20 protein-coding genes and 1 pseudogene are annotated in these 22,468 nt (G+C 71.6%); 8 read left to right on the top strand and 13 right to left on the bottom strand.

What is annotated here, in order from left to right; all coding sequences use genetic code 11:
* Positions 1-221: 221 nt before the first annotated feature.
* Positions 222-827, bottom strand: coding sequence for a hypothetical protein (locus tag ACFYW8_RS40825; RefSeq protein WP_389091248.1), 606 nt, complete (start codon positions 825-827; stop codon positions 222-224).
* Positions 828-1,018: 191 nt separating this feature from the next.
* Here ACFYW8_RS40825 and ACFYW8_RS40820 point away from each other — a divergent pair, with 191 nt between their 5' ends.
* The 3 genes from ACFYW8_RS40820 to ACFYW8_RS40810 are packed head-to-tail and all read left to right on the top strand — an operon-like array spanning position 1,019 to position 3,890.
* Entirely contained in the window at positions 1,019-2,104 is a 1,086-nt protein-coding gene (locus tag ACFYW8_RS40820; RefSeq protein ID WP_389091245.1) for a 3-oxoacyl-ACP synthase III family protein, read from the top strand.
* On the top strand, positions 2,101-3,675 hold the full coding sequence (locus tag ACFYW8_RS40815) for an acyl-CoA carboxylase subunit beta (RefSeq protein WP_389091241.1): 1,575 nt from the start codon (positions 2,101-2,103) through the stop codon (positions 3,673-3,675). The genes ACFYW8_RS40820 and ACFYW8_RS40815 overlap by 4 nt, the downstream gene beginning before the upstream one ends.
* A gap of 11 nt (positions 3,676-3,686) precedes the next feature.
* Positions 3,687-3,890 (top strand): acyl-CoA carboxylase epsilon subunit, encoded by a 204-nt coding sequence (locus ACFYW8_RS40810; protein ID WP_389091237.1) that lies wholly within the window; start codon positions 3,687-3,689, stop codon positions 3,888-3,890.
* A 491-nt stretch (positions 3,891-4,381) separates the two neighbouring features.
* Here ACFYW8_RS40810 and ACFYW8_RS40805 read toward each other — a convergent pair whose 3' ends face one another.
* The 8 genes from ACFYW8_RS40805 to ACFYW8_RS40770 all read right to left on the bottom strand — a co-directional run bounded on the left by ACFYW8_RS40805 (position 4,382) and on the right by ACFYW8_RS40770 (position 12,992).
* The gene (locus ACFYW8_RS40805) at positions 4,382-6,031 is read right to left on the bottom strand and encodes an FAD-dependent oxidoreductase (protein ID WP_389091232.1); all 1,650 of its coding nucleotides are present in this window, start codon (positions 6,029-6,031) and stop codon (positions 4,382-4,384) included.
* On the bottom strand, positions 6,015-7,292 hold the full coding sequence (locus ACFYW8_RS40800; RefSeq protein WP_389091228.1) for an MFS transporter: 1,278 nt from the start codon (positions 7,290-7,292) through the stop codon (positions 6,015-6,017). Before ACFYW8_RS40800 ends, ACFYW8_RS40805 begins: the two co-directional genes overlap by 17 nt.
* A gap of 22 nt (positions 7,293-7,314) precedes the next feature.
* Positions 7,315-8,199 (bottom strand): SAM-dependent methyltransferase, encoded by an 885-nt coding sequence (locus ACFYW8_RS40795; protein WP_389091225.1) that lies wholly within the window; start codon positions 8,197-8,199, stop codon positions 7,315-7,317.
* A 1-nt stretch (position 8,200) separates the two neighbouring features.
* The gene (locus ACFYW8_RS40790; protein WP_389091220.1) at positions 8,201-8,983 is read right to left on the bottom strand and encodes a class I SAM-dependent methyltransferase; all 783 of its coding nucleotides are present in this window, start codon (positions 8,981-8,983) and stop codon (positions 8,201-8,203) included.
* 47 nt (positions 8,984-9,030) lie between these two features.
* Entirely contained in the window at positions 9,031-9,738 is a 708-nt protein-coding gene (locus ACFYW8_RS40785; protein WP_389091216.1) for a hypothetical protein, read from the bottom strand.
* 4 nt (positions 9,739-9,742) lie between these two features.
* Positions 9,743-11,287: a coproporphyrinogen-III oxidase family protein gene (locus ACFYW8_RS40780; protein WP_389091211.1), complete on the bottom strand. Its 1,545-nt coding sequence runs from the start codon at positions 11,285-11,287 to the stop codon at positions 9,743-9,745.
* Positions 11,288-11,419: 132 nt separating this feature from the next.
* Positions 11,420-11,578, bottom strand: coding sequence for a hypothetical protein (locus tag ACFYW8_RS40775; protein ID WP_365881038.1), 159 nt, complete (start codon positions 11,576-11,578; stop codon positions 11,420-11,422).
* Positions 11,579-11,636: 58 nt separating this feature from the next.
* Complete coding sequence (locus ACFYW8_RS40770) at positions 11,637-12,992, bottom strand: radical SAM/SPASM domain-containing protein (RefSeq protein ID WP_389091207.1); 1,356 nt, start codon at positions 12,990-12,992, stop codon at positions 11,637-11,639.
* 263 nt (positions 12,993-13,255) lie between these two features.
* Here ACFYW8_RS40770 and ACFYW8_RS40765 point away from each other — a divergent pair, with 263 nt between their 5' ends.
* Entirely contained in the window at positions 13,256-13,696 is a 441-nt protein-coding gene (locus ACFYW8_RS40765; RefSeq protein ID WP_389091203.1) for a DUF6278 family protein, read from the top strand.
* A 381-nt stretch (positions 13,697-14,077) separates the two neighbouring features.
* Positions 14,078-14,326 (top strand): annotated as a pseudogene (locus ACFYW8_RS40760) (amino acid ABC transporter permease); the annotation flags it as partial.
* A 48-nt stretch (positions 14,327-14,374) separates the two neighbouring features.
* Here ACFYW8_RS40760 and ACFYW8_RS40755 read toward each other — a convergent pair.
* Both ACFYW8_RS40755 and ACFYW8_RS40750 read right to left on the bottom strand, forming a co-directional pair.
* Positions 14,375-15,949 carry an alpha/beta fold hydrolase gene (locus tag ACFYW8_RS40755; protein ID WP_389091198.1) on the bottom strand — a complete coding sequence of 525 codons (1,575 nt, stop codon included), beginning with the start codon at positions 15,947-15,949 and terminating at the stop codon, positions 14,375-14,377.
* Positions 15,950-16,184: 235 nt separating this feature from the next.
* Positions 16,185-16,997, bottom strand: a complete 813-nt coding sequence (locus ACFYW8_RS40750) for a hypothetical protein (protein ID WP_389091194.1) — start codon at positions 16,995-16,997, stop codon at positions 16,185-16,187.
* 103 nt (positions 16,998-17,100) lie between these two features.
* Here ACFYW8_RS40750 and ggt point away from each other — a divergent pair, with 103 nt between their 5' ends.
* A complete protein-coding gene (gene ggt / locus ACFYW8_RS40745) occupies positions 17,101-18,942 on the top strand; it encodes a gamma-glutamyltransferase (RefSeq protein WP_389091190.1) in 1,842 nt (613 codons plus the stop codon).
* A gap of 55 nt (positions 18,943-18,997) precedes the next feature.
* Here ggt and map read toward each other — a convergent pair whose 3' ends face one another.
* A complete protein-coding gene (map, locus tag ACFYW8_RS40740) occupies positions 18,998-19,765 on the bottom strand; it encodes a type I methionyl aminopeptidase (protein WP_365880841.1) in 768 nt (255 codons plus the stop codon).
* Between the two features lie 32 nt (positions 19,766-19,797).
* Here map and ACFYW8_RS40735 point away from each other — a divergent pair, with 32 nt between their 5' ends.
* Positions 19,798-20,052, top strand: coding sequence for a helix-turn-helix transcriptional regulator (locus tag ACFYW8_RS40735; RefSeq protein ID WP_365880843.1), 255 nt, complete (start codon positions 19,798-19,800; stop codon positions 20,050-20,052).
* A 32-nt stretch (positions 20,053-20,084) separates the two neighbouring features.
* Here the strand turns inward: ACFYW8_RS40735 and ACFYW8_RS40730 are convergent, their stop codons facing one another.
* Complete coding sequence (locus ACFYW8_RS40730; protein ID WP_389091181.1) at positions 20,085-20,210, bottom strand: hypothetical protein; 126 nt, start codon at positions 20,208-20,210, stop codon at positions 20,085-20,087.
* 324 nt (positions 20,211-20,534) lie between these two features.
* Between ACFYW8_RS40730 and ACFYW8_RS40725 the strand changes: the two genes are divergently transcribed.
* On the top strand, positions 20,535-22,319 hold the full coding sequence (locus ACFYW8_RS40725) for a hypothetical protein (protein ID WP_389091177.1): 1,785 nt from the start codon (positions 20,535-20,537) through the stop codon (positions 22,317-22,319).
* Positions 22,320-22,468 lie beyond the last annotated feature (149 nt).

The following is a 22,468-nucleotide window of genomic DNA, read 5'->3' as shown; positions in this document are numbered from 1 at the left end:
AACCGTCTGCGCGACTGGGTGTCATGGGATCACTGCACTTCGGGGGTTCTGTGAGCGAGTAATTCACTGGGTAGTGAAAACTATCCTAGCAGGCGGTCCCCCAGGAATTCCATCCACGGGCAGCCTCGATCAACGACAGCTCCGTCAACGGCGGGAAGATGTCCGCCTGTTGGCGGGACTGCCGGCTCTCGGCCGTGCGCTGTCCACCGCCGGGTTCGCGGTCACTGCTCGCCGTCGCTCCCGAGCAGGGTCCGCCGCAGTCCCGGCGAGATCGTCCGGATCACCGTGTCCAGATCCGCCGCGGCGACGGCGTCCACCCTCATGAGGTGCCGCACGAAGGCTACTCCGCCGAGCTGCGCCCCGAAGAGCGCCGTGCGCAATCCGGCTTCCCCGCCCGCCAGTTCATGGTCGACCTGTCCGTTGAGGGCCTTGGTGAAGCGTTCGCGCATGATGTGGGAGGCCTCCCGGTCGGAGAGCGCGACCCGGTACAGCTCGATCAGCGGGGAGTCCTCCTCGTTGGGCTCCCACAGTGCCAGGTAGGTGCGGGCGAGCCGCGCGGGCAGATCGTCGTCGAGGCCCTCGCTCACCGCCGGGCGCAGGATTCCGGCCACCCGGGCGGTCCGCTCGATCAGGGCGCCGAAGACCGCCGCCTTGTCCGGGAGGAGCTCGCGGGCGAACGCCTCGGGCAGGCCGGCCTTCTCCGCCAGCCGAGGGAAGTCGGTCTGCCGGTAGCCGAACTCCGTGAAGAGGGAACGGCCCGCGGAGATCAGGGCCTCGGTCGCCTCGGCCAGGGTCTCGGCCGCGGTCTCTGCGCTGCTGGCGGTCATGACGGCAACTCCCCATGTCGTACGACGTGTCGGCCGGTTCGGGGCGGGTCCGTCGCGAGGGTCGGACTGCCAGCCGGCCATTAATTCATGCTCAAGTGAACTCTTTCGGTGTTGAATTTGTCAAGGCGCTCTGCGATGATTTCAACGCCCGGTGAGTTAACTCGTGGCTCGCCGCCGCCCGAGGAGGAATCGTGCAGTCCATCGGCATCATCGGAGTGGGCTCGTACCTGCCCGAGGCCATCATCAGCAACGCGGAGATCGGGCACGGTGCCGGTGTGACCGACGAGTGGATCGTCCGCAAGACCGGAATCCGCGAGCGGCGCCGCGCCGCTCCGCACGAGGCCACCTCGGACCTGGCCGCCGCGGCGGCCGTGCGCGCCCTGCGGAGCGCGGGCCTGACGGCCGACCGGCTGGCCTACGTCGTCGTCGCCACCTCCACGCCCGACCATCCGCAACCGGCCACCGCAGCCCTCGTCCAGCACCGCATCGGCGCCGTCCACGCAGCCGCCTTCGACGTCAACGCGGTGTGCAGCGGATTCGTGTACGCCCTCAAGGCCGTGCAGAAGCTGCTGGCCGGAGCCGCCGACGGCGCACCCCGTCACGGACTGGTCATCGGCGCCGACGTCTACTCCCGCATCCTCGACTACACCGACCGCCGTACGGCCGCACTCTTCGGGGACGGCGCCGGCGCGACGGTCCTCGGCCCCGTCGCGCCCGGCCTCGGCCTGCGGGAGATCTCCCTCGTCTCCCGAGGCGACGCCCACCGGCTCATCGAGGTCACCGCGGGCGGCAGCCGCCGCCCCTCCTCGCCGCGGACACTGACCGACGGCGACCACTACTTCCGCATGGACGGCCGGGGCGTACGCGACTTCGTCACCCGTACGCTCCCGTACGAGACGGACCGGCTGCTGCGCCACGCCGCCGTCCCCGCCGACGCCGTACGGCACTTCGTCCCGCACCAGGCCAACGGCATCATGCTCGCCGAACTCTGGCCCGGCCTCGGCCTGCGCCGCGCGGCCCTCCACCTCACGCTGGAGCGCTACGCCAACACCGGTGCCGCGTCCGTGCCCGTCACCCTCGCCGAGATGCACCGCGGGGGAGCGGCGGAGCCCGGCGACCTGGTCGTACTCGCCGCGTTCGGCGGCGGCATGAGTCTCGGCATCGCCCTGCTGAACTGGTCGATGGACGCCCGCGAGGGTGCCCCCGCGCTCGGCACGCACCCCTCGGTCCCGCATCTCCTCACGGCCGGCGATCCCGTCGCGCCGCTCGCGCCGTGAGCGCCGACGAGGCCGCCGCCCCGGACATCAGGGGACGGGTCGCCCAACTCCGCGCGCTGCGCGAACAGATCCGGCAGGGCCCCGGCGAGAAGGCGACGGCCGCCCAGCACGCCAAGGGCAAACTCACGGCCCGCGAACGCATCGGACTCCTCCTGGACGACGGCACGTTCAACGAGGTCGAGCCGCTGCGCCGGCACCGGGCGACCGGATTCGGCCTGGAGGACCGCAGGCCCCACACCGACGGAGTCGTCACCGGGTGGGGCACGGTCCACGGACGTACGGTCTTCGTGTACGCCCATGACTTCCGCATCTTCGGCGGCGCCCTCGGCGAGGCCCACGCCGAGAAGATCCACCGCATCATGGACCGCGCCCTCGCCGCCGGCGCCCCGCTCGTCTCCCTCAACGACGGCGCGGGCGCCCGTATCCAGGAAGGCGTCACCGCGCTCTCCGGCTACGGCGGCATCTTCCGCCGCAACGCACGCGCCTCCGGGGTGATCCCGCAGATCAGCGTGATGCTCGGGCCCTGCGCCGGCGGCGCCGCGTACTCCCCGGCCCTCACCGACTTCGTCTTCATGGTCCGTGAGACCTCACAGATGTTCATCACGGGACCCGACGTGGTCCAGACGGTCACCGGCGAGAAGGTCACCCTGGGCGGCCTCGGCGGCGCGGACGTGCACGCCGAGGTGTCGGGAGTCGCGCACTTCGCCTACGACGACGAGGAGACCTGCCTGGAGGAGGTCCGCTTCCTCCTCTCCCTGCTTCCGCAGAACAACCGGGAGACCGCCCCCGCCGGCCTCCCCGAGGATCCCCCGGACCGCTCCTGCGACTCCCTCCTCGACCTCGTCCCCGCCGGCGGGCACCGCCCGTACGACATGCGGCGGGTCATCGAGGAGATCGTCGACGACGGCGAGTACCTGGAGGTCCACGAACGCTGGGCGGCCAACGTGATCGTCGCCCTCGCCCGCCTGGGCGGCCAGGTCGTGGGGATCGTCGCCAACCAGCCCCTGGTCCTCGCCGGAGTCCTCGACATCGACGCCAGCGAAAAGGCTGCCCGCTTCGTCCAGATGTGCGACGCCTTCAACATTCCATTGGTCACCCTGGTCGATGTACCCGGCTTCCTTCCCGGCGTGGACCAGGAGCACAACGGGATCATCCGGCGTGGCGCCAAGCTCCTCTACGCCTACTGCAACGCCACCGTCCCGCGGATCTCACTGATCCTCCGCAAGGCGTACGGCGGCGCCTACATCGTCATGGACTCCCGCTCGGTCGGCGCCGACCTCTCCTACGCCTGGCCGTCCAACGAGATCGCGGTGATGGGCGCGGAGGGTGCCGCCAACGTCGTCTTCCGGCGCCGTATCCAGTCGGCCGACGACCCCGAGGCCACCCGCCGCCAGCTCGTCAAGGAGTACAAGGCCGAGCTGATGCATCCGTACCACGCCGCCGAACGCGGCCTCCTCGACGACGTCATCGACCCCGCCGGGACCCGCCACGTGCTCATCGAGTCCCTCCGCGTGCTGCGCACCAAGCACGCCGACCTGGCCGTCCGCAAACACGGCAACCCGCCCCAGTGACAAGGAGCGTCATGACCACCGCCACCGAAGCAGCCTCGCCCCTCGTCCGCGTCGTCAAAGGCGGCGACGTCCTCCCCGAGGAACTGGCCGCCCTGACCGCCGTCCTCCTGGCCCGGGCGACGACGGCCGGCGGCGAGCCGCGCACCACCACGTCCGTCGTCCCGCTCTGGGACCGCCCGGCGTCCTACCGTTCCCCGGTGAGCTGGCGCAACTGACCGACGCACGGCGCCCGTCGCCCCCGAGGGCAACAGGCGCCGCGCGTCGTACGCGGGTCCCTCGGAGGCCCGTCGGCGTGGCCTGCTCGGGGGGAGTGGCCGATGGGCGTGGCCCGCTCGGGGGGAGTGGCCGATCGGCGTGGCCCGCTCGGAGGGGGCGACCGATCGGCCGAGTCGGGCACCGGCAGCTCGGCGATCGGCCGCAACCGTGGCAGGCGGCGGGGTGGACACAACCTCCAGAAGCCGAGCGGCGACCGGCGCACGGCTTGCCCACCCGGCCCCGGACACCCGTCAGAGTGCTCGCGAGGTGCTCGCGTGCCGCTCGTGCGGCGCCCTCCGCCCCGGCCCCGATCCGTTCCCGCCCCGGCCCCGATCCGTTCCGGCCCCGGCCCCGATCCGGCCCCGCACCCCGCACCGCGGGGCCGAGGTGCTCGCGCCAGTGGGCCGCGTCGAAGGGGACCGAGCCCACCGGGCCGACCAAGCCCCATCCCTCAGGCCTGCTCCGCCGCCGCAGTAGGCTCCGGCTCCGCCGGGGCAGCCGCCACGTCCTCTTCCTCCACCACGACCGGCGCCCCACCGGGCACCCGCGCCACCGGTCCCTCCTCCCCGCACCACCGCCGCAGAGCGCCCCGCACCCGGGCCCGACGCCCCTCCGGATCCCCCACACCGTCCACCCATGCCGCGTACCCGTCCGGCCGCACCAACACCACTCCCACACCGGGAAGTTCAGGCACCGCACCCCCCACTCGCACGGGACTCACCCGCGACCCCCACGCCTCCGTGAGCGCCGCGCACCCCCCGTCCTCGCCGAGGTCGAGCAACACGAACCGACCATCGCGCATCAGCGCGTACAACCGCACCGCCGCGCCGCCGACTTGAGGCACCGTCAGGTCCGGCACCCGCTGCCCGGCCCGCACCGCCAGTCCCTTGCGGCCGCCGGGACCCCCTGCGGTCCCCGCGCCCCGGAAGCCTCCGGCGGCCCGCTCCGTGTACCCGTTCCGCAGCCCGGAGATCGCCTCCCCGGCCACCCTGCGGACCCGCCGGGACGACAGTGCCTTCGCCATCACCATCCGCCGCACCGCGGTGACCGTCGCGGACGGCGAGGTCGCCAGCCACGTGGCCCGGTCCGTCGCCCGCAGAATCCGTTCGGCCTGCGGTCGCCGCTCCGCCTCGTAGGTGTCCAGCAGCCCCGCCGGCGCCCACCCCTGAACCTCCGCGCCGAGCTTCCACCCCAGGTTCACGGCGTCCTGGATCCCGAGGTTGAGCCCCTGCCCACCGAGCGGCGAGTGCAGATGCGCCGCGTCCCCGGCGAGCAGCACCCGCCCGGTCCGGTACTGGTCCGCGATCCGCTGGTGGATCTTGAACCGGGCCAGCCACTCCGGCTCGTGCGGCCCGGGATCGAAGCCGAGCGCGTCGGTGAGCGTCTCGCGCAGTTCGTCCAGCGTCACCGGCTCCCGCGTCCAGGGCCGGTCCCGCCGCGCCACCGCGATCCTGTACAGGCCCTCGCCGTAGGGCACCGAGACCGTGACACCGCCCCCGCCGGACATGATCAGTACGTCGTCGGGCGGCGGCTGACGAAGCCGCACATCGGCGAGGATCGGCGCGATCGGATACGTACGGCCCCGGAAGGCGATGCCGGCGAGTTCGCGTACGGCGCTGTGGGCGCCGTCGCAGCCCACGACGAAGTCGGCGCTCTCCTCCCATTCGCCGCCGCCCGCCCGTACCTGGAGCGTGACGCCCGAGCCGTCCTGCGCCAGCCCGAACACCTCGGCGCCGCGCTCGACGGTGACCCCGAGGCCGAGGGCGCGCCGCTGAAGCACCTCTTCGGTGCGGTTCTGCGGGATGACGTTGAGATAGGGGAACCGGGTGTCGAGTCCGGCGAAGTCGATGCGGGCGCCGCGCACGGGCACCATCCGGCCGACCGGCCGGCCGAGGGCGGCCAGCGTGTCGGCGTGGCCGCGCAGGTCGAGCACCTCCATGGTCCTGCTGTACAGACCCATGGCGCGGGACTGGGCGGACGGCGCGAGCCGGCGTTCGAGGACCGTGCAGGACACGCCCGCGGCGGCCAGTTCACAGGCCAGAGCGAGACCGGTGGGACCGGCCCCGACGACGATGACGGACTGTTCAGGAGCGATGGCCACGGATTCCTCCTTGGACGGTGGACACAGGCGACGGCAGGGCGGGCACGGAGAGCGACCGCCCGAACCGGCCCGCCCAGGCGCCCGCCCCCAGCACGAGCAGGGCGAGCAACAGCCAGCCCACCGCCCCCCGTTGGACCACGAGGAACGTGATGACCAGCGGCCCGTAGGTGTTCCGCGCGGCGTTTCCCAGACTGAAGAAGGCCAGGTAGACCTGGCGGCGGTCCTCGGGCGCCAGGTCGTAGGAGATAGCCCAGGCCCCGGCCTGCTGAGACATCTCGGCGAACGCCTGGAAGGCGACAGCGCCGAGGATCAGCGCCACGGCAGCCACCGCGGGGACCGCCCCCGTGACCGCGAGCACGCAGCAGCCCACCGCGAGCAGCAGTCCGCTGCGCCGCAGCGCCCGCCCGCCGTCGCCCGCGCCTTCGACGCCCCGGGTGGCCCGGACCTGGAAGAGCACCACGACGACCGTGTTCAGCACGAGGGTCCAGGCGATCGCCGCCCGTGGGATCCGGTCGTGGGCGAGCACCCACAGCGGAACACCGGCGGTGAGTACGGTGACATGCAGGCTCACCACCGAGTTCAGTCCGGTGAGCAGGGCGAAGCGCCGGTCCCGGAAGACACTGAGCCGCTGCCTCCACGGCAGCGGCCGTCCGCCGGCCGGCGGTCCGGACCCGGGCGTCCTCAGCCGCGCCACCAGGACCGCGGCGAGCACGAACGAGAGCGCGTCGGCGTACACGATGGCGACGTACACACGGCCGCTGTCCGGCAGCAGGACCGCACCGGCAACCAGCCCGCCGAGCGCGAGACCGAGGTTCTGCAGCGACCGCGCGCGCCCCATGGCGCGGACGCGTTCCTCCTTGCCGACCGCCGTCCCGAGCAGTCCCTGTACCAAGGGGGAGGCGGCCCGGTCGGCCACCCCGAGCAGGGCGACCACCAGGAGGAACGCGGAAAAGCGTGACACGAAGGGGTAGCAGGCGAGCAGGGCGGCCCGCGCCAGATGGGCGCCGAGGAGCATACGCCGCGGTCCGACCCGGTCGGCGAGTATCCCGATCGGCACCAGCGACACGAAGGACAGCCCGCCGGCGACCGACAGCCCGATGCCCACCTGGCCGCTGCCCAGATGCAGGTACCGGGTGAAGAAGATGACGGACACGGACATGTACAGCCCGCTGCCGAGGGCGTCGGCGAACACCGCGACGAGCAGGGCGGCCGCCGCCCCGGACACCGGTCCCCGCCGCTCCCGCTCCGCTTCCTGTGCCATATCGCCCTCACTCGGCCGGAGTTCAGTAGTAGTGGCGCATCAGGTCGTCCACCCACTCCGGCTGGACGACCTCCTCGCGCGGCCCGAACTGCCGCAGATACGGCTTGATGTCGAGCACCGGAGTGCCGTCGACGGCGTCCAGCCCGACCACGTGCAGATCGAGGCCGTCCGTCCTGACCAGCCGGCAGCGGGACACCCCGATGCGGTTGGGCCGGTTCTTGCCGCGCTGGGCGAAGATGCCGGCCAGCGGCCATTCCGGGTTGTTGCGCGGATGACGTGCGCCCTCCTGCACCTTGCCGGGCGGCACGCGGTGGAAGTGGAAGACGACTTCGAGGTGGGAGAAGGAGTCGAGGGAGAGCAGCGCGTCCGTGGTGAACCGTCCGGCGTCCAGCCGGATGACGGAGGACACCTCGCCCCAGTCGTCGTCGATGAGTTCGCGCCGCTCGTTGTGCACCTGGGCGATCGGCACCAGGTCCGTGATCGCTTCTCCGGTCATGTCCGTCCTTCCGTCTTCGTCTGCCGAGGCGGTTCCCGCGGCGTTCCCCTTCAGGGACCACACTTCGTCCCGTACGAGCAACTCCCCGTCCCCGGCGCGCTGTACGGCCAGGTAGATCTCTTCGCGCGCCACGCCCAGGAGGTCGGCGAGCCGGTCCCGGAGCAGCCGCAGCAGTTGACGGACCTGCGTCCCGCTGTAGCTCTCCTTGCACACGACGAAGCCGACCGGGGCCGGGGCTCCCGCCCCCTGGTGCCACTCCGGCCGGTGGAAGGTGTCCGCCTCCAGCCGCTGCCACCACAGCCAGCAGTGGCCGCGTTCCAGGCCGAGCAGCGTGGTCACCGCGTCGGCGAGTTCCCCGAGCACGGCCGTTCCCGGGCTGGGCGCGGGGGAGAAGAGTCTGATCACCGGCATGTCAGCGCACCCCGGCGAGCGGTTTGACGCCGATCACCATGCAGGTGCGGACGGGGATGAAGAACTCGTCGCCGTCGGCGCGGATACCGAGGGCATCGCGGTACGACGCGGGAGCCCCGGCGAGCCGCGCCCGGATCGCCCGCTCGGCCTCGGCGCCGGACGAGGCGATCTCGCACCAGCGTCCGACGGGCACCCCGGTACGGCTCTCGGACTGCTCGCCCCGGGCGACGGGAACGTTGAGACCGGCGTCCTGGAGGAAGCCGATCCACTCGGTGAGGGTGTAGCTGCGCCGGTGGGTCGGATCGTGCAGCATCTCCAGCTCGTGGTTGAGCGCGTCGACGCCGGGATCCTCGTGCCCTTCCAGGTCGATGACGGCGAGCCGCCCGCCGGGGCGCAGCAGCCGCGCCATCTCCCCCACCGCCTTCGGCAGGTCACGGAAGTGGTGCGGGGCCAGGCGGGACACAACGAGGTCGAAGGAGCCGTCCTCGAAAGGGAGTTCCTCAGCGAACGCCTCGGCCGTCTCGACGGTTGCGGCGCGCTCCGCGGCCAGTCGACGGACGGAGGCCAGCATGTTGGGTGCGGGATCCACGGCGACGAGACGGGCCGGGCGGTCATCGGCGAACGACAGCGCCAAGTGACCCGCGCCGCAGGCGACATCGCAGATCGCGCTGCCCGTCTGCGGCCCGAGCGTCTCGTGCAGGGCCTCCATCGTGGGGCTGGACCGGTGGACCTCGCTGTTCGCGAAGTTCTCGGCGATCTTGTCGAATCGCTGGCTGGAGAGCATGTCGCGCGCCGCCTTTCCTCGTCTGCCGGCCTGTCGCTGACCGAACGTCACTTTGCTTGTCCCACCAAGGAGGTGAGTTCCGAGACCGCGTCACGGAAGGGGCCGGGGCCGCACGGCTGGAGGGTGTGTCCGAGTCCTTCCAGCAGATGCACACGAACCTCGAAGGAGCGCTGCCCGACCAGTCGGCCGGCCGACCACTGGCCGTACATGTCGGGGGCGAACACGGTCGGCTTCTGGGCCTCGTCGGCCACGTAGCCGATCAGGTCGAAGCTGCCGTACACCAGGTCGAGCGAGGTGACGCGTGAGGTCAGGAACGTGTCCTCCTCGATCACCGTGCCCACCAGCACCACCCCGTCGGCGTCGCGCGGCGCACCTGAACGCAGCAGCTCCAGCAGTGCGAGCCCGCCGAGGGAGAAGCCCACCAGGACGACGGGCCGCACCAGTTGGTGCGCGTGCGCGTCGAACAGCTGGGCCAGGCGCCCTGCGCGCGCGAGCAGGTCGGCCTCGGTGGCGGGTTCCGCGGGGTCGCGGACGGGCAGGTCGCAGGTGAGTACCTGCGCACCGGAGCCGGCCAGCCGTTCGCTCAGTTCCTCCTGCAGCAGGTCGTCGCGGCCCTGCCCGTCCAGTACGGACACACTGCCGGGTCCCGCGAGGAGCACGGTGGCGTTCGCCGGGCGGGCGGGAAAGGTCCGCCGGATGCGATACAGGGATCGGTCCGGGGCCCTGCGCCATTGGGTCCGCCGGTGCACGGTCATCGGGTCACCTGTGGCAGACGGCCCCGGCGAACCCGCCGACGCGCTGGTGGAAGTAGACGCTGATGATCTCCTCGTGGAGCGCCTCGCCGTCCAGAGTGGGGACGACGCTCTCCCGGGTGCCGGGCACCGGCTCGACGAGGCCGCGCTCCATGAGTTCGGTGAATACGGGCGCGAACGGCTCGTCGTGGAACAACTCGACGCCGAACCGCTGCCGGAACCGGCCCGCGTCGATGGGCTGGTTCGCCTTGAAGGCGAAGCCCAGCACCATCCCGGCGGCCTGGTGTCCGGCGAGCCGGCGCCCGGAGGCGAGCGGCAGACCCGGCCCCTCCCTCAGCCGGCGGGCGTACCCGGAGATGTCGGCGATGTTGTGGGTCTGCGTCACGGTGTCGCCGTCGCCGGTCAGCCAGCCGTACGCGCCGGGGCCGTAGGCGATCATGGAGTCGTGGCGCTGCCACTTGTTGCGGGAGACACGGGGGATGTTGCCGTCGGGGTAGACGCCGGGACGGTTCCACCATCCGCACGGGCTCGGGTGGTAGCCGCCGTCGAGCAGTAACTCCACTATGGCCTCCCGCATGGCGTAGGTCGCGCCGAGCGAGGGGAACAGGTGCTGTTCGCGCAGCCGGTTCTTGACGCTCTCGACGTTCCACAGCGCCCGGTTGCCGATGCCCATCTTGGCCCGGTCCGCGTTGCGCAGCCGGTAGATGGTGATGGTGGGGACGTCGAGGTCGATCAGGCTGCGGATGTCGTCGGCGACCTTCGCGGGCGTCTGGTGCGGCAGCCCGAACATCATGTCGACGTTGAAAGGTTTTCCGGTGGCGCGCAGTTTCGCGATGGCCCGCAGCGACATGGCGGCGTCGTGGCCGCGGCCCGCGAACGCGTTGACCTCGCTCTGCAGGGACTGGACGCCGACGCTGAAGCGGTTGAAGCCGATGGCGCAGGCCTCGGCGAGTTCGTCCCGCTGGAAGTTGTCGGGGTTGCCTTCGAGGGATATCTCGCAGTCGTCGGTGAGGGTGTGGCGGGCGCGTACGTGGTCGAGCAGGCGCGCCAGTTGCTCGGTGCCGAGCAGGGACGCGGTGCCGCCGCCGAGGTAGACGGACTCGATCGGGGAGTGCGCGAGCCAGGGGGAGTGGGCGAGGCGCCGGCTCGACTCCTCCAGCAGCAGATCCGTCCAGATCCGCGGAGCCGCCTCGCCCTCGGGGCCGTCGGCGACCTTGCGCTTGACGTAGTTGCAGAAGTGGCAGATGTACGCGCACAGCGGCACGTGGAAGTAGAGATGGACGGGCCGGCCGCTTCCCGGGTGGTCACGCAGCGCGTCGGAGACCTCCGAAACCGACAGCCGGTCACCGTAGTTGGCCGTGACGTTGATGTTGTAGTCGTCCTGGCCCATCCGCAGTGCGGGGTTCTCCCTGAGCAGCCGCGCGAGTCCTGTTCCGGGGCGCGGCGCGGGTCCCGTACCGGGGTGCAGTGCGGTTCCCGTACCGGGGTGCAGTGCGGTTCCCGTACCGGGGTGCAGTGCTGTGGGGCCGGCCGAAGCAGCCGTCTTGCTCATCGCGACCTCGTCTCCTCGACAGGAAAGAACGGATGCCGGGCGGGCCTTTGCCGTCGGCGGGCCTTCCCGGCCCGCCCCTCGACGGGCCGGGAGTGGTCCACCGCTTCGTCACCTACCGGCAAAGGCCTGGTGTCAGATCTCGACCTCGATGACGGTGGCCTCCGTGATGTTGGTGGCCTCCACCAGCGTCTCGGCGGGAGCGGTGGCCGAGGCGGCTCCGACCGCGCTCAGGGTCACGCCCTCCTCTCCCGGCTCCAGGTGGATGCGGATGACCTTCTTCTCTTCGGGCATGGGTGTCTTCCCTTCGGTGGAGGCGGCAGCGGTCGCGCCGCCGTGGGACAGGGCCCGCTCACTTCGTCGGGAGCGGGAGTCGGTCGGGGCTGTCCGGGCCGCCCGGCGTCACCTGACGTGGCGTCAGAGTCAGGCGTACGTTGCGCTGTTTGCGCGCCCTCCAGTAGCGGCCGGAGCGCAGCGTGAACTCCTGGAGATACTCGGTGGCGCCACAGCCCCTGGGGTCACCGGTGATGTTCTTGGCCAGCGGTGGGCAGCGGAACTGGCACCAGATGTCCTCGGCGGCCACCGGGCACGAGGCGCACACCGTGTGGTCCTCGAAGCGGATGTCGCGGAACGCGTCGAAGCCGTGCTCCCAGATCTCGGCGAACGGCGTCCGGGCCGTGTTGCCGGCCTTGTGGAGCTGGCCGGCCATGCAGTTGCTGCACGGGTAGACGTCGCCGCGGCTGTTGACGTAGACGACCGAGCGGCCGCACTTCTCCTGGCCCACGGCGCGCTCCAGGCGCTGGCAGAACTGGATGGTGTCCACCCCGCGGATCTCGTCGGCGGCGCGCCGGGCCGGACCGGTGGGCGTCTCGGCGGGCTCTTCGTCGGGTTCGGTGGAGTAGAGGTCCATGCACCGCTGGTAGACGGCGAAGACCTCGTCGATGTCCTCGGGGCGCAGCAGCATGCCCGGATGCAGCAGGGCCCGGCCGACCGGGTGCGTCTCCAGCCACTGGGGCCGGGGGTACCCGCGGTCCGCGCACCACTCGAAGATCTCCTCCGCGTCCTGGATGTTGTTGCGGTGGACGGAGATCGCGGTGCGGAACACATGCCCGTGCTTGCGCATCAACTCGAACGCGTGCTGGAGCTTGGGGAAGTCCATCCTGCCGCGCACGGTGCGTTCGGGGTCGGCGGTGTCGAAGCTGATGAAGAAGGACTGGCCGGGCGCTATCCGGGCGAGCTTCTCCTCGGTGACCAGGAGTCCGTTGGTGAAGATCTGGGTGCTGAAGGGTTTGCTCCGCGCGTGCTGGATGATCTCGACCGCGTCCCGGTGCGAGAAGATCTCACCACCGGTCAGGAACACCTGAAGGACGCCCATCTCCGCGAACTCGTCGAGGAGTTGCTTGATGCGCGGGGTGGATATCTCATCGGGGCGCCTGAACGCGGAGTCCGCGTAGCAGTGGCGGCAGCGCAGGTTGCAGAGGTTCGTGGTCTCCACGAAGGCGATGGCCGGCGCGGGCAGATGGAACCGGTCCGGTGTGACCAGCGGATCGGTGAGCGCGTGGGTCATCAGTTCCGCCGCCGCGACCGCCGTCCCCGCGTTGTGTCGATCGATCAACTCCCGCGCGGAGGCGGCGAGAAACTCTACGTGCCCGTTCGGCAGCAGGGCGACGATCCCGCCCTCGTTCACCTGGAAGGGGATCTTCTGCACGGGCCCTGCCTCTCCTGACGCCGGGGTGAGGAACATGAAAGTCAACATCCACTGAAATCATGTCGCGTTGAACTCTACGGATGATGAATATCCTTGGCAAGGGTGCGCCCCGCCCCGTCGGGGAATGAGTGTGGTGAGCCCCGGGAGCAGTCCGAAGGGCGTCACGATTCGCCTGATCCGGTGGTCAGCTGCCGCAAGCTACATTGTGCTCACATGTCGGGAATGCGTAGCTTTGACGATCGCACCCCACGGAGAGGCCGGTCATGAACATCCCCTTCTTGGACAAGTGGCTCAAGCGGCACCCGGCGCGGCGGGACCGGGGCCTCGCCGCCGCCTTCGAGGACGATCCGGCGGGCGTCGCCGAGTTGCTGTCGGAGTGCGACCTGCTCCGCTCCCAGGCGGCGGCCGTCGGTCTCGAACTGGACGACACCCCGGCCTCGTTGGCGGCGCTCGACCAGCTTCTGCCGCTGTGGCGCGACGACCCCGAGGCGCTGCCCTGGCTCGGCAACGACGCCGGCCTCTACCTCGGCACGGTCGTGGTGCGCACGGTGCCGGGGGCCGCCTGGCACGTCTGGCCCGGCGGCAGCCCGGCGGTACGGCTCCCCTCGGGCCGTGAGATCCCGGTCGTCGAGGCGGGCCTCGACTGGGCCGTGCAGGGTGTCCCCGAGCTGTCCCAGATGTACGCCGAGGCCTCGGAGGCCTGAAGGTGACCGGAGCGGCATCCGGGGGATCTGCCGGAGTGTCGCGATTCGCCCGTCACCCGGCCTCGAATACGGTTGGTTGCCCTGAGTGCGTGTCGTCCCTTATCGATCGGTTTGCGTCGATAGTTCGCGGAACCTGTCCCCGGACGGATGGTCAACTGCCGCGTCAGCCGAGGGAATCAGCGTTCGGACCGGCCGACCCGTTGGTGGGCGTGCGAGCGAGCCCGCCTCACCGCCGCCGGCAAGCAGGTTCGGCCGTACGGCGATCGCGTTCCACGCGGGGGCGACGCGCCGAGCCCGGCCGCCCAGGAGCGGCCGCTTGTGCGCCTGTCGGTGGTGACGATTCTCCTGGCACCGGGGGCGAGGCAAGGGTCCGCGCGCTTCACGTACGAAGACTTCCTCGGCGCCGGGAAGCTGATCGCGTCGATCCTGGACTACGATTTGCCGTTCATCCCCGTGGTGACGGTCATCGCGCCGGCCTGCATCGGGATGTGTGTGCTGCTCTCCTGGTTCGCCCCGCGGGCGTGCGGGTGGGAGCGGCGCAGTCCCGAGACCGAGGCCGTGGACGTGGCTCCGGCCGAACCAGGGACGCTGCTGCCGGGTGGGGTACCCCCCACAGCCCCGACGCTGTAGGGGGAGCAGCAGCTCACAGGGCCAGGCCCGGCCGGCGGCAGCCGGAGATCACTGCTCGCGCAGGGGCACCGACACGTAGGACGGGTCGTGCTCCGGCGAGGAGAAGGTCAGCTGCGCGCCGGACGGGTTGTGCTCGATGTAGAGCGGGTCGACCGTGTCGACCACCAGGGCGAGACGATGCCCCGCCGGGACGTCGTAGGCGGTGGAGAACAGGTCGAGGTCCACACCGAACGGCTCGCCGGGCGTCTGCCCGTGGAAGGTGTACGGCGCGTTGCTGACCAGCTTGCCGAGGCCGAGCGGGCCCACGTCGTAGAGGTAGGCGACGAGGGTGCCGCTCTCCTTGGTCCCGGTGACCGTCGTGTGCAGTCTGACGGTGCCGCGTATGCGCTGGGTGCTCGCGTAGCGCTCCGACTGCCACACCGCGGCCCAGTAGCGCGGCAGCAGCGGGATCGCGGCCATCGGCGGAATCCGCGTGAGCTGGTCGAGGATGCTGGAAAGGAAGATGACCCCGCCGTCCGCGCCCGAGTCGACGTTCGCGTGGATCCTGGTGGTGCCCCCGAGGGCGATCCTCCGTGTGGTCGCGCCGACCGATTTCCAGTCCGGGTAACCCTCGTAGCCGCCCGTGGAACGGGACTTGAGCTGTACCGGCTGTTCGCTGTCGACGCCGTTCTCCCTGCCCGCCAGATAGTGGTCGAACCAGCGGCCGGTGTCGGTCCACACGTCGTTGGGGAGCCCGAACAGGCCGGCTATCTCCGGGGTGGCATGGTCGCCCGGGCGGAGCTCGAGCCGCTTGGGCCCGGTCAGCTCCCCGTAGAACTTCGCGTACTGGTTGGGCGAGAAGACCGTGTCGCCCCAGGCGTTGGCCATGAAGACGGCGGCGCCGTTCTTGTTGAGCTGGTCGACGTAGGTCTCGGGGGAACGTTTCTTCCCCCAGTCGATCAGATCCTGCTCCTTCGACAGGTTCGAGGCGAAGAAGTCCTTGAACACCTGCTGGGTCTCGGCGCTGGGACGGCCGACGATGTTTCCGACGCTGTCCAACAGGGCGGCCGCCTGGACGTGTTCGGTGCGGCCGGAGTAGATGGACTCGGTCAGGTCCCCCCAGCCGCTCAGCGCGGCGACCGCCTTGATGCGCTTGTCGTGCGCGGCGGCGAGCAGGCTGATCCCGGCGCCGTACGAGACTCCCGCCACGCCGACCTTCCCCGCGTCGGCTGGGGTGTTGGCGAGCGCCCAGTCGATGATCTTGGACACGTCGGCTGTGTCGCGGGGGCCCGCGACGTCGATCTCCCCGCCCGACTGCCAGAAGCCGCGGACGTTGTAACTGACCACCACATAGCCGGAGTTCGCGAGCTTCTGGGCCTGTGCGAGGTACTCGAGCTGGGGCAGGCCCCAGCTCGTGGGCAGCACGATGAGCGGGTAGTCGCGGGTGCCGTCGGCTCCCGCGGGGGTGACGACGTTGGCCTTGAGGGTCGTGCCGCCGTCACCGGAGATGTCGACGAAGCGGACGCTGTTCGCGCCAGTGGCTGCCTGGGCGGTGGGCGCGAGGCCCAGGCCCGCCGCGGCGATCAGCGTCGCGGAGACGGCGCCGACGGCGGATGTGCGCAGGGTTTTGCGACCGTGTCCCACCGGGTCACTCCTCACATGGTCAGTGCAAAGTGACCCGACGGTAACCTTGGTGGCTCACTTGAAGTAACCCGTCGGTAAGTTACGTGCGAGTAACGATTATTGAAGTGTTCATTTCTAGCGGTCGAAACCTTTTCGGCGTGTGTCCGCGCGGACGGCCGGAAAGCGTCGGTGTCCGGCCGCCAAGACGCCGGGCGGGCCGGTCCTCGGGCAGGCCGGTCGGCGGGCGCGCCGGGCGTCAGGTGCGCCGACGCGGCCGGGGCGTGGCCGGCTTCGCCGCGGACTCCTCGTCCGGCTTGGGGTCCGATGCCGGGTCCGGTGCCGGTGGCGTCGGCAGCGGGGTCTGGGCGGCGCGGGTGACGTCCGCGACGACCTCGACGACATCGGGGCCGTACGCCTGGGAGTTCACGACCTTCAGGAGCAGGACGAAGCTGCTGCCGCCGTGCTTGCGGGCGAGACGGGTGTGGTTGCGGGCGAGATAGCGGGTCGCCGCCTGGTTGGTGATCGCGCGCTGGCCGCAGAAGAGGAAGACCGGTCTCACGTCACGGCTCTGGCCCGCGGTGAGCCGGGCCAGGATCACGTACTCGGCCTTGCCCGGCTCCAGGCGGTGGCGCTCGGTGCCGATCTGGAAGGCGCCCCGGTCGGGCCCCGGTTCGGAGTCGACGTTGACATGTATGCCGGGCAGCAGGGAGTGCAGATGCGCGGCCATGCGCCGGTTCGACGCCGGCCCGCCCACGCAGAACTCCGTCCGCTCGCCGAAACCCTGCTGGGTCGCGTCGTGCGCGATGACCTGGGCGTGCGCGCCGCAGTCCTTGATCAGTGCGGACAGTTCGAGGAGCGCGAACACGTCGTGGCGCATCACCGTGAGCTCGGGGCCGCCCGCCTCGCGGTTCACCACCAGCAGCGACTCGGAGTTGTCGGGCAGCCCGAAGAACGCCTGCTTGCGGCGGAGCTTGCGTCTCCACAGGTAGGTGCGGGCGAGCCAGCCGAGCGCGGCACTGATGCCGGCCGCCAGGACGCCGAGAACGATGTTGCGCACGTCGTCAGTCATGTGCGCGCATGCTAGCGGGCTCACGGAACCGTGTTCGAGGGGGCCTGACGCGGGTACGGCGGTGAAGTTACGCTGCGCAGACGGCTGTTGACTGGAGGTACGGATGCGACGCCCTCTTGTGCGGAATCTGACGGTCTTGGCGGTTTCGGCCGCGACGGTGCTGGTCGGTGCGGCGGCGCCCCCCGGGGCACCGGCCGAGGGTGCGGCCGGGGGTACGGCCGGGGGTACGGTCGCGAGGACGCCCGTCGCGAAGGTGCCTGTCGCGGTCGGCTACGGAGGTGCCGTGGCGAGCGTCGACGCGGACGCCTCCGCCGCCGGCATCGAGGTGCTGAGGAGGGGCGGCAACGCCGTCGACGCGGCCGTCGCCACGGCGGCGGCCCTCGGCGTCACCGAGCCCTACTCGTCCGGCATCGGCGGGGGCGGCTATTTCGTCTACTACGACGCCAGGTCCCGCACGGTGCACACGATCGACGGACGTGAGACGGCGCCCCTGACCGCCGACTCCGGGCTGTTCCTGGAGAACGGCAAGCCGCTCGCCTTCGCGGACGCCGTCACCAGCGGGCTGAGCGTGGGCACACCGGGCACGCCCGCCACCTGGCAGACCGCCCTGGACACCTGGGGCAGCGAGCGCCTGGCCAGTGTCCTGAAACCGGCCGAGCGCATCGCCCGCGCCGGGTTCACGGTCGACGCGACCTTCCGCTCGCAGACCGGGCTGAACCAGGACCGCTTCAAGAACTTCCCCGACACCGCGAAGCTCTTCCTGCCCGGCGGCTCGCTGCCGGTCGTCGGGTCGACCTTCAAGAACCCCGAACTGGCTCGTACATACGAGGAGTTGGGCAGGAAGGGCATGGGCGCGGTCTACGACGGTGACCTCGGCCGGGAGATCGTCGACACCGTCGACCGGCCGCCGGTGGACCCGGCCTCCGGCTACGACGCCCGGCCCGGCGAACTGTCCTTGAAGGACCTCGCGGCGTACGGGGCGAAGCGCCAGGCGCCCACCAGGACCTCGTACCGCGGTCTGAACGTCTACTCGATCGCGCCCTCCTCCTCCGGCGGCACGACCGTCGGCGAAGCGCTCAACATCCTGGAGAAGACGGACCTTTCGAAGGCGAGCGAGGCGCAGTACCTGCACCACTACATCGAGGCGAGCCGGATCGCGTTCGCGGACCGGGGTCGCTGGGTCGGCGACCCGGCCTTCGAGGACGTGCCCACCAAGGGCCTGCTCTCGCAGAAGTACGCGGACGGTCGGGCCTGCCTCGTCAAGGACGACGCGGTGCTGACGAGCCCGCTCGCGCCGGGCGACCCGAGCCGTCCCGCCGCCTGCGCCACCGCCGGGACGGCCGCCCCCACGACGTACGAGGGTGAGAACACGACCCATCTGACGGTGGCCGACAAGTGGGGCGACGTCGTCGCCTACACACTGACGATCGAGCAGACCGGCGGCAGCGGGATCACCGTCCCGGGACGCGGCTTCCTCCTCAACAACGAGCTGACGGACTTCTCCTTCGTGCCGGCCAACCCGGCCGTGCACGACCCCAACCTGCCGGGTCCCGGCAAGCGCCCGCGCTCGTCGATCTCGCCGACGATCGTGCTCGACCGGAACAACAGGCCCGTCGTGGCGCTCGGTTCGCCGGGCGGCGCGAGCATCATCACGACGGTTCTGCAGACACTGACCGAGTTCGTCGACCGGGGTCTCCCCCTGGTCGACGCGATCACCACGCCACGCGCCAGCCAGCGCAACGCCGCCCAGACCGAACTCGAACCCGGTCTGTACGACGGTCCGTTGAGGGCGCAGCTCGAAGGCATCGGCCACTCCTTCAAACTGAACCCGGAGATCGGCGCGGCAACGGGTGTCCAGCGCCTCGCGAACGGCGAGTGGCTGGCCGCGGCGGAGAAGGTCCGGCGCGGCGGCGGATCGGCCATGGTCGTCCGGCCCACGCCTTGACGGCCGTGCCGCGGGGCGGGACCGCCCCGCCCCGCGGCAGCCGTCGTCCGAGCGGTCAGCGCGCCGTCAGGATGCGCGGGCCCGAGTCCGTGATGGCCACCGTGTGCTCCGCGTGGGCCGCTCGGGAGCCGTCGTTGGTGCGCAGCGTCCAGCCGTCGGGGGCCTCGTGATAGCCGTCCGTGCCGCCGCCGATGAGCATCGGCTCGATGGCGAGGACCATCCCGTGTCGCAGGCGCAGTCCGCGGCCGGGACGGCCCTCGTTCGGGACGGGAGGGTCCTCGTGCATCCGGCGGCCCACGCCGTGCCCGCCGAAGCCGTCCGGGATCCCGTATCCCGCCGTACGGCACACCGTGCCGATGGCGTGCGCGATGTCCCCGATGCGGTTGCCGACGACGGCCGCCTCGATACCGGCGGCCAGGGCCCGCTCGGCGGTCTCCACGAGCCGCACGTCGGCGGCGCGGGGCCTGCCGACGATGAAGCTGATCGCCGAGTCGCCCACCCAGCCGCCCAGTTCGGCGCCGAAGTCGATGGAGACCAGGTCGCCGTCGCGCAGCCGGTGGCCGGTCGGGATGCCGTGCACGATCGCCTCGTTCACGGAGGCGCAGATGACCGCGGGGAAAGGTGTGGGCGCGAAGGAGGGGCGATAGCCGAGGAAGGGTGAGCTCGCGCCCGCGTCGCGCAGGACCTGGTGCGCCACCTCGTCCAGCTCCAGGAGGGAGACGCCCACGTCGGCCGCCTCCCGCACCGCCGTGAGTGCCCTGCCCACGACCTGTCCGGCCGCGTACATCTCGTCGATCGACGTGTCCGTCTTCAGTTCCACCATGCCAATTACTATACCGGTATTAGAATGGGTTCATGGTGCGAACCCCCCTGACCCCTGAAGAGCGCGAGCGCGGCGAGCGGCTCGGCCGATTGCTGCGCGAGGCCCGCGGACGCCGCAGCATGGCGGACATCGCCGGAGTGGCCGGGATCTCCGCGGAGACACTGCGCAAGATCGAGACCGGGCGGGCGCCCACGCCGGCCTTCTTCACGGTTGCGGCGCTGGCCCGGGTCCTCGGGATCTCGATGGACGACCTCGTCGTGCGGTGCGCGTTGGTGCCGGTGGCCTGACGGCCCCGGCGTTCGTCCCGGTCTGCTGCCCCTCATGACAGGGCGTGCCGGCCGGCGCCGTCGCGGGCGCCCGTGAGGACGCACCGCGAGCCGCCGAGCTCGTGCTGCCCGGCAACTACGGCGGAGGCGCCGCCGCCCTCGTCCGGCTGGTCCGCCACGCGCGACTGCGGGGGAGGCGTGCCGCATCCGAGGCCGCCCCGACGTCCGCCACTCCGGCGCGGGTCCAGGCGGGGCCCGGTGTGCGCGGGGGTCCCCGCCGGCCGGGCGTGGGGTCGCTCCCGTCTGCACGGGGGTTCGGCCTGAACTCCCCTCGGTGCGGCGGGCGTACGAGGGCTTCGGTCGGCGCGCCCGTACGGGGACACGTCGATGTGCCCGCCGGCGAGAGCTCCGCGTCCGTGCCGAAAACTCCCCGTAGTCGATCCGTAACACGGCTGGTGTTTTCTATCGGGTCGGAGTACTCACGTCGGGCGGGGAGTTGGGTGATGGCTGTAGAACAACTCCCGGGACAGGTGCTGGAGTTCGCCAGGTACCTGAACGGGCTGGTGGACCGACTCGACCGCGGTGGCGGCTGGTGCGGAGTCTTCTGGCAACGCGACCCCGAGGGAATGCGGGCGTGCCTGGAAGGCTGGGAGGTGCCGCCCTGGGACGTCGTGGAGGCGCTCCTCCAGGACGTCGTCGCGGAGTACGGGGAGCGAGCCGCCGCTCAGGAGACCGAACGGGCCCGCGCTCTGCACGGCGCCTCGCTGGCCGCGTACGACGCCCGTCCCGGTGGCCGGGACGCCCTCGGTGACCGCCTCGACGTCATGCTTCGCGAACAGCGCTACGCCGTCGAACGCCAGGCCGAACTGAACAGGCTGCTCCCTTCGGCCGCCTCCCGGGAAGAGGCCGAGGCGATCCGCCTGGACCTCGCCTGGGCTCAGGACGATCACGAACGCGCCACCGCGCGCTGCGCCGAACTGCGCCACCGAATGGACGATGTCGAGCGCCGCGCCCTGCGCACCCGCGCACAGGGCGCGCCGGGCTTTCCGGCCCCCGCCGACGGGGACGGCGCGTGGACGAGGCAGCCGGAGAACTGGGCGGATCCGTCCGAAGTGGATCCCTCCGAAGGCGACCGGTCCGGCAGGGGAGGCGCCTGGCGCGGTCCGGAGGCGGGAACTCCAGGCGCGCACTCCGGCGCACGTACCGGAGTGCAAGCGGGCGTACATGACGCCGGGGCGAGCCCGGGTGCGCATGGCGCCGGGGCGAGCCCCACGGCCCGCCTCCAAGCCCCCGGCCCTGGACCTGGACCTGGCCCCGGACCTGGCTCCGGCCCCGGACCTGGCTCAGACTTCGGCTCAGGCTCAGGCCCGACGGTCTCTGAGCACACGGGGACCTGGTCTCCTCCGGCGGGCCACGCGCCCGGCGGCCAGGGGCGCGCCGGCTCCCCGTCGGCGGACCCCGCGCAGGGCGGTGATCGGGCCTATGGCCAAGCCCCGGTGCCCGCCCCGACGGACGACCCGACCCCGCCCGGCCCAGGCGCGTATCCGAAGCAACGCTCCAAGCGCCGTCCGCGGGGCAGCGCCCGCTTCGCCGGGATGACGGCACCGGACGCGGCGCCCGCGGCTGTACCGGAGACGGCACCGGTGCTGCCCGCCCCACCCGCGCAGGGCAGGCGTACACCCCGCGGCGCACGCTTCGCGGGTGCCGCGGAGGAGCCCGCGCGTCCGCGGACGAATTCCGGGACGCAGCCGCCGGACGAGGACGCCAGACAGCTCACCGCGGAGACCGTCGGGGCCCTCACACGGCTGCGGAGCGAGGGCCGCAGCGGCGAGGCGCACGCCCTGCTCGTGGAAGCGGCGTACTGGCCCCCGGCACGCTTCCCCCTGCTCGCCGCCGAACTCCATCGCGCCGGCCTCGACGCGGACTGGGCCACCCTGCTCTGGGAGGCGGCCTCGCTGCCCGCCGACCGGCTGGTCGCCGCGGCCGACGCGCTCACCGCCAGCGGCCGCACCGCCGACGGCCGGCGGATGCTGCGCCAGGGCGTCACCCGTCCCGCACCCGAGATCGGCGCCGCGGTACTCGGGCTGGCCGACGAGGGCCGAGGGCGCGAGATAGGGGCCTTCCTGGACGCCTACGTCCGCGTATGCCCCCCGGAGGAGGCCGCCCGTAGCGCCGAGACGGACCCGCAGCGTCTCGTGCCGCTCCTCCTGCAGGCGGCCCGGAGCGTGTCCGACGAATGTCAGTGGGACCTGGTCCATGCCCTGCGCGTCGCAGGCTTCACGGTGTGACCGCCCGCCCGGTATGACCGCCACCCCTTCCCCGCCGCCGTCCGCGTGCGGGGGCGGGGGGGGGTGCCTCTATGTCCTTCGTCAAGGCCGTGCTGGTCATGCAGGGGTGGTTTCGGGGAGGCGGGGTTCGTAGAAGGTGCCGTCTCGGA

Origin of the sequence: Streptomyces sp. NPDC002742, from assembly GCF_042888885.1 — a bacterium.
In the GTDB taxonomy this organism is placed as follows: Bacteria; Actinomycetota; Actinomycetes; order Streptomycetales; family Streptomycetaceae; genus Streptomyces.
Note: the sequence above shows the minus strand (reverse complement) of the source record. Positions and strands in the feature narration are given on the sequence as shown.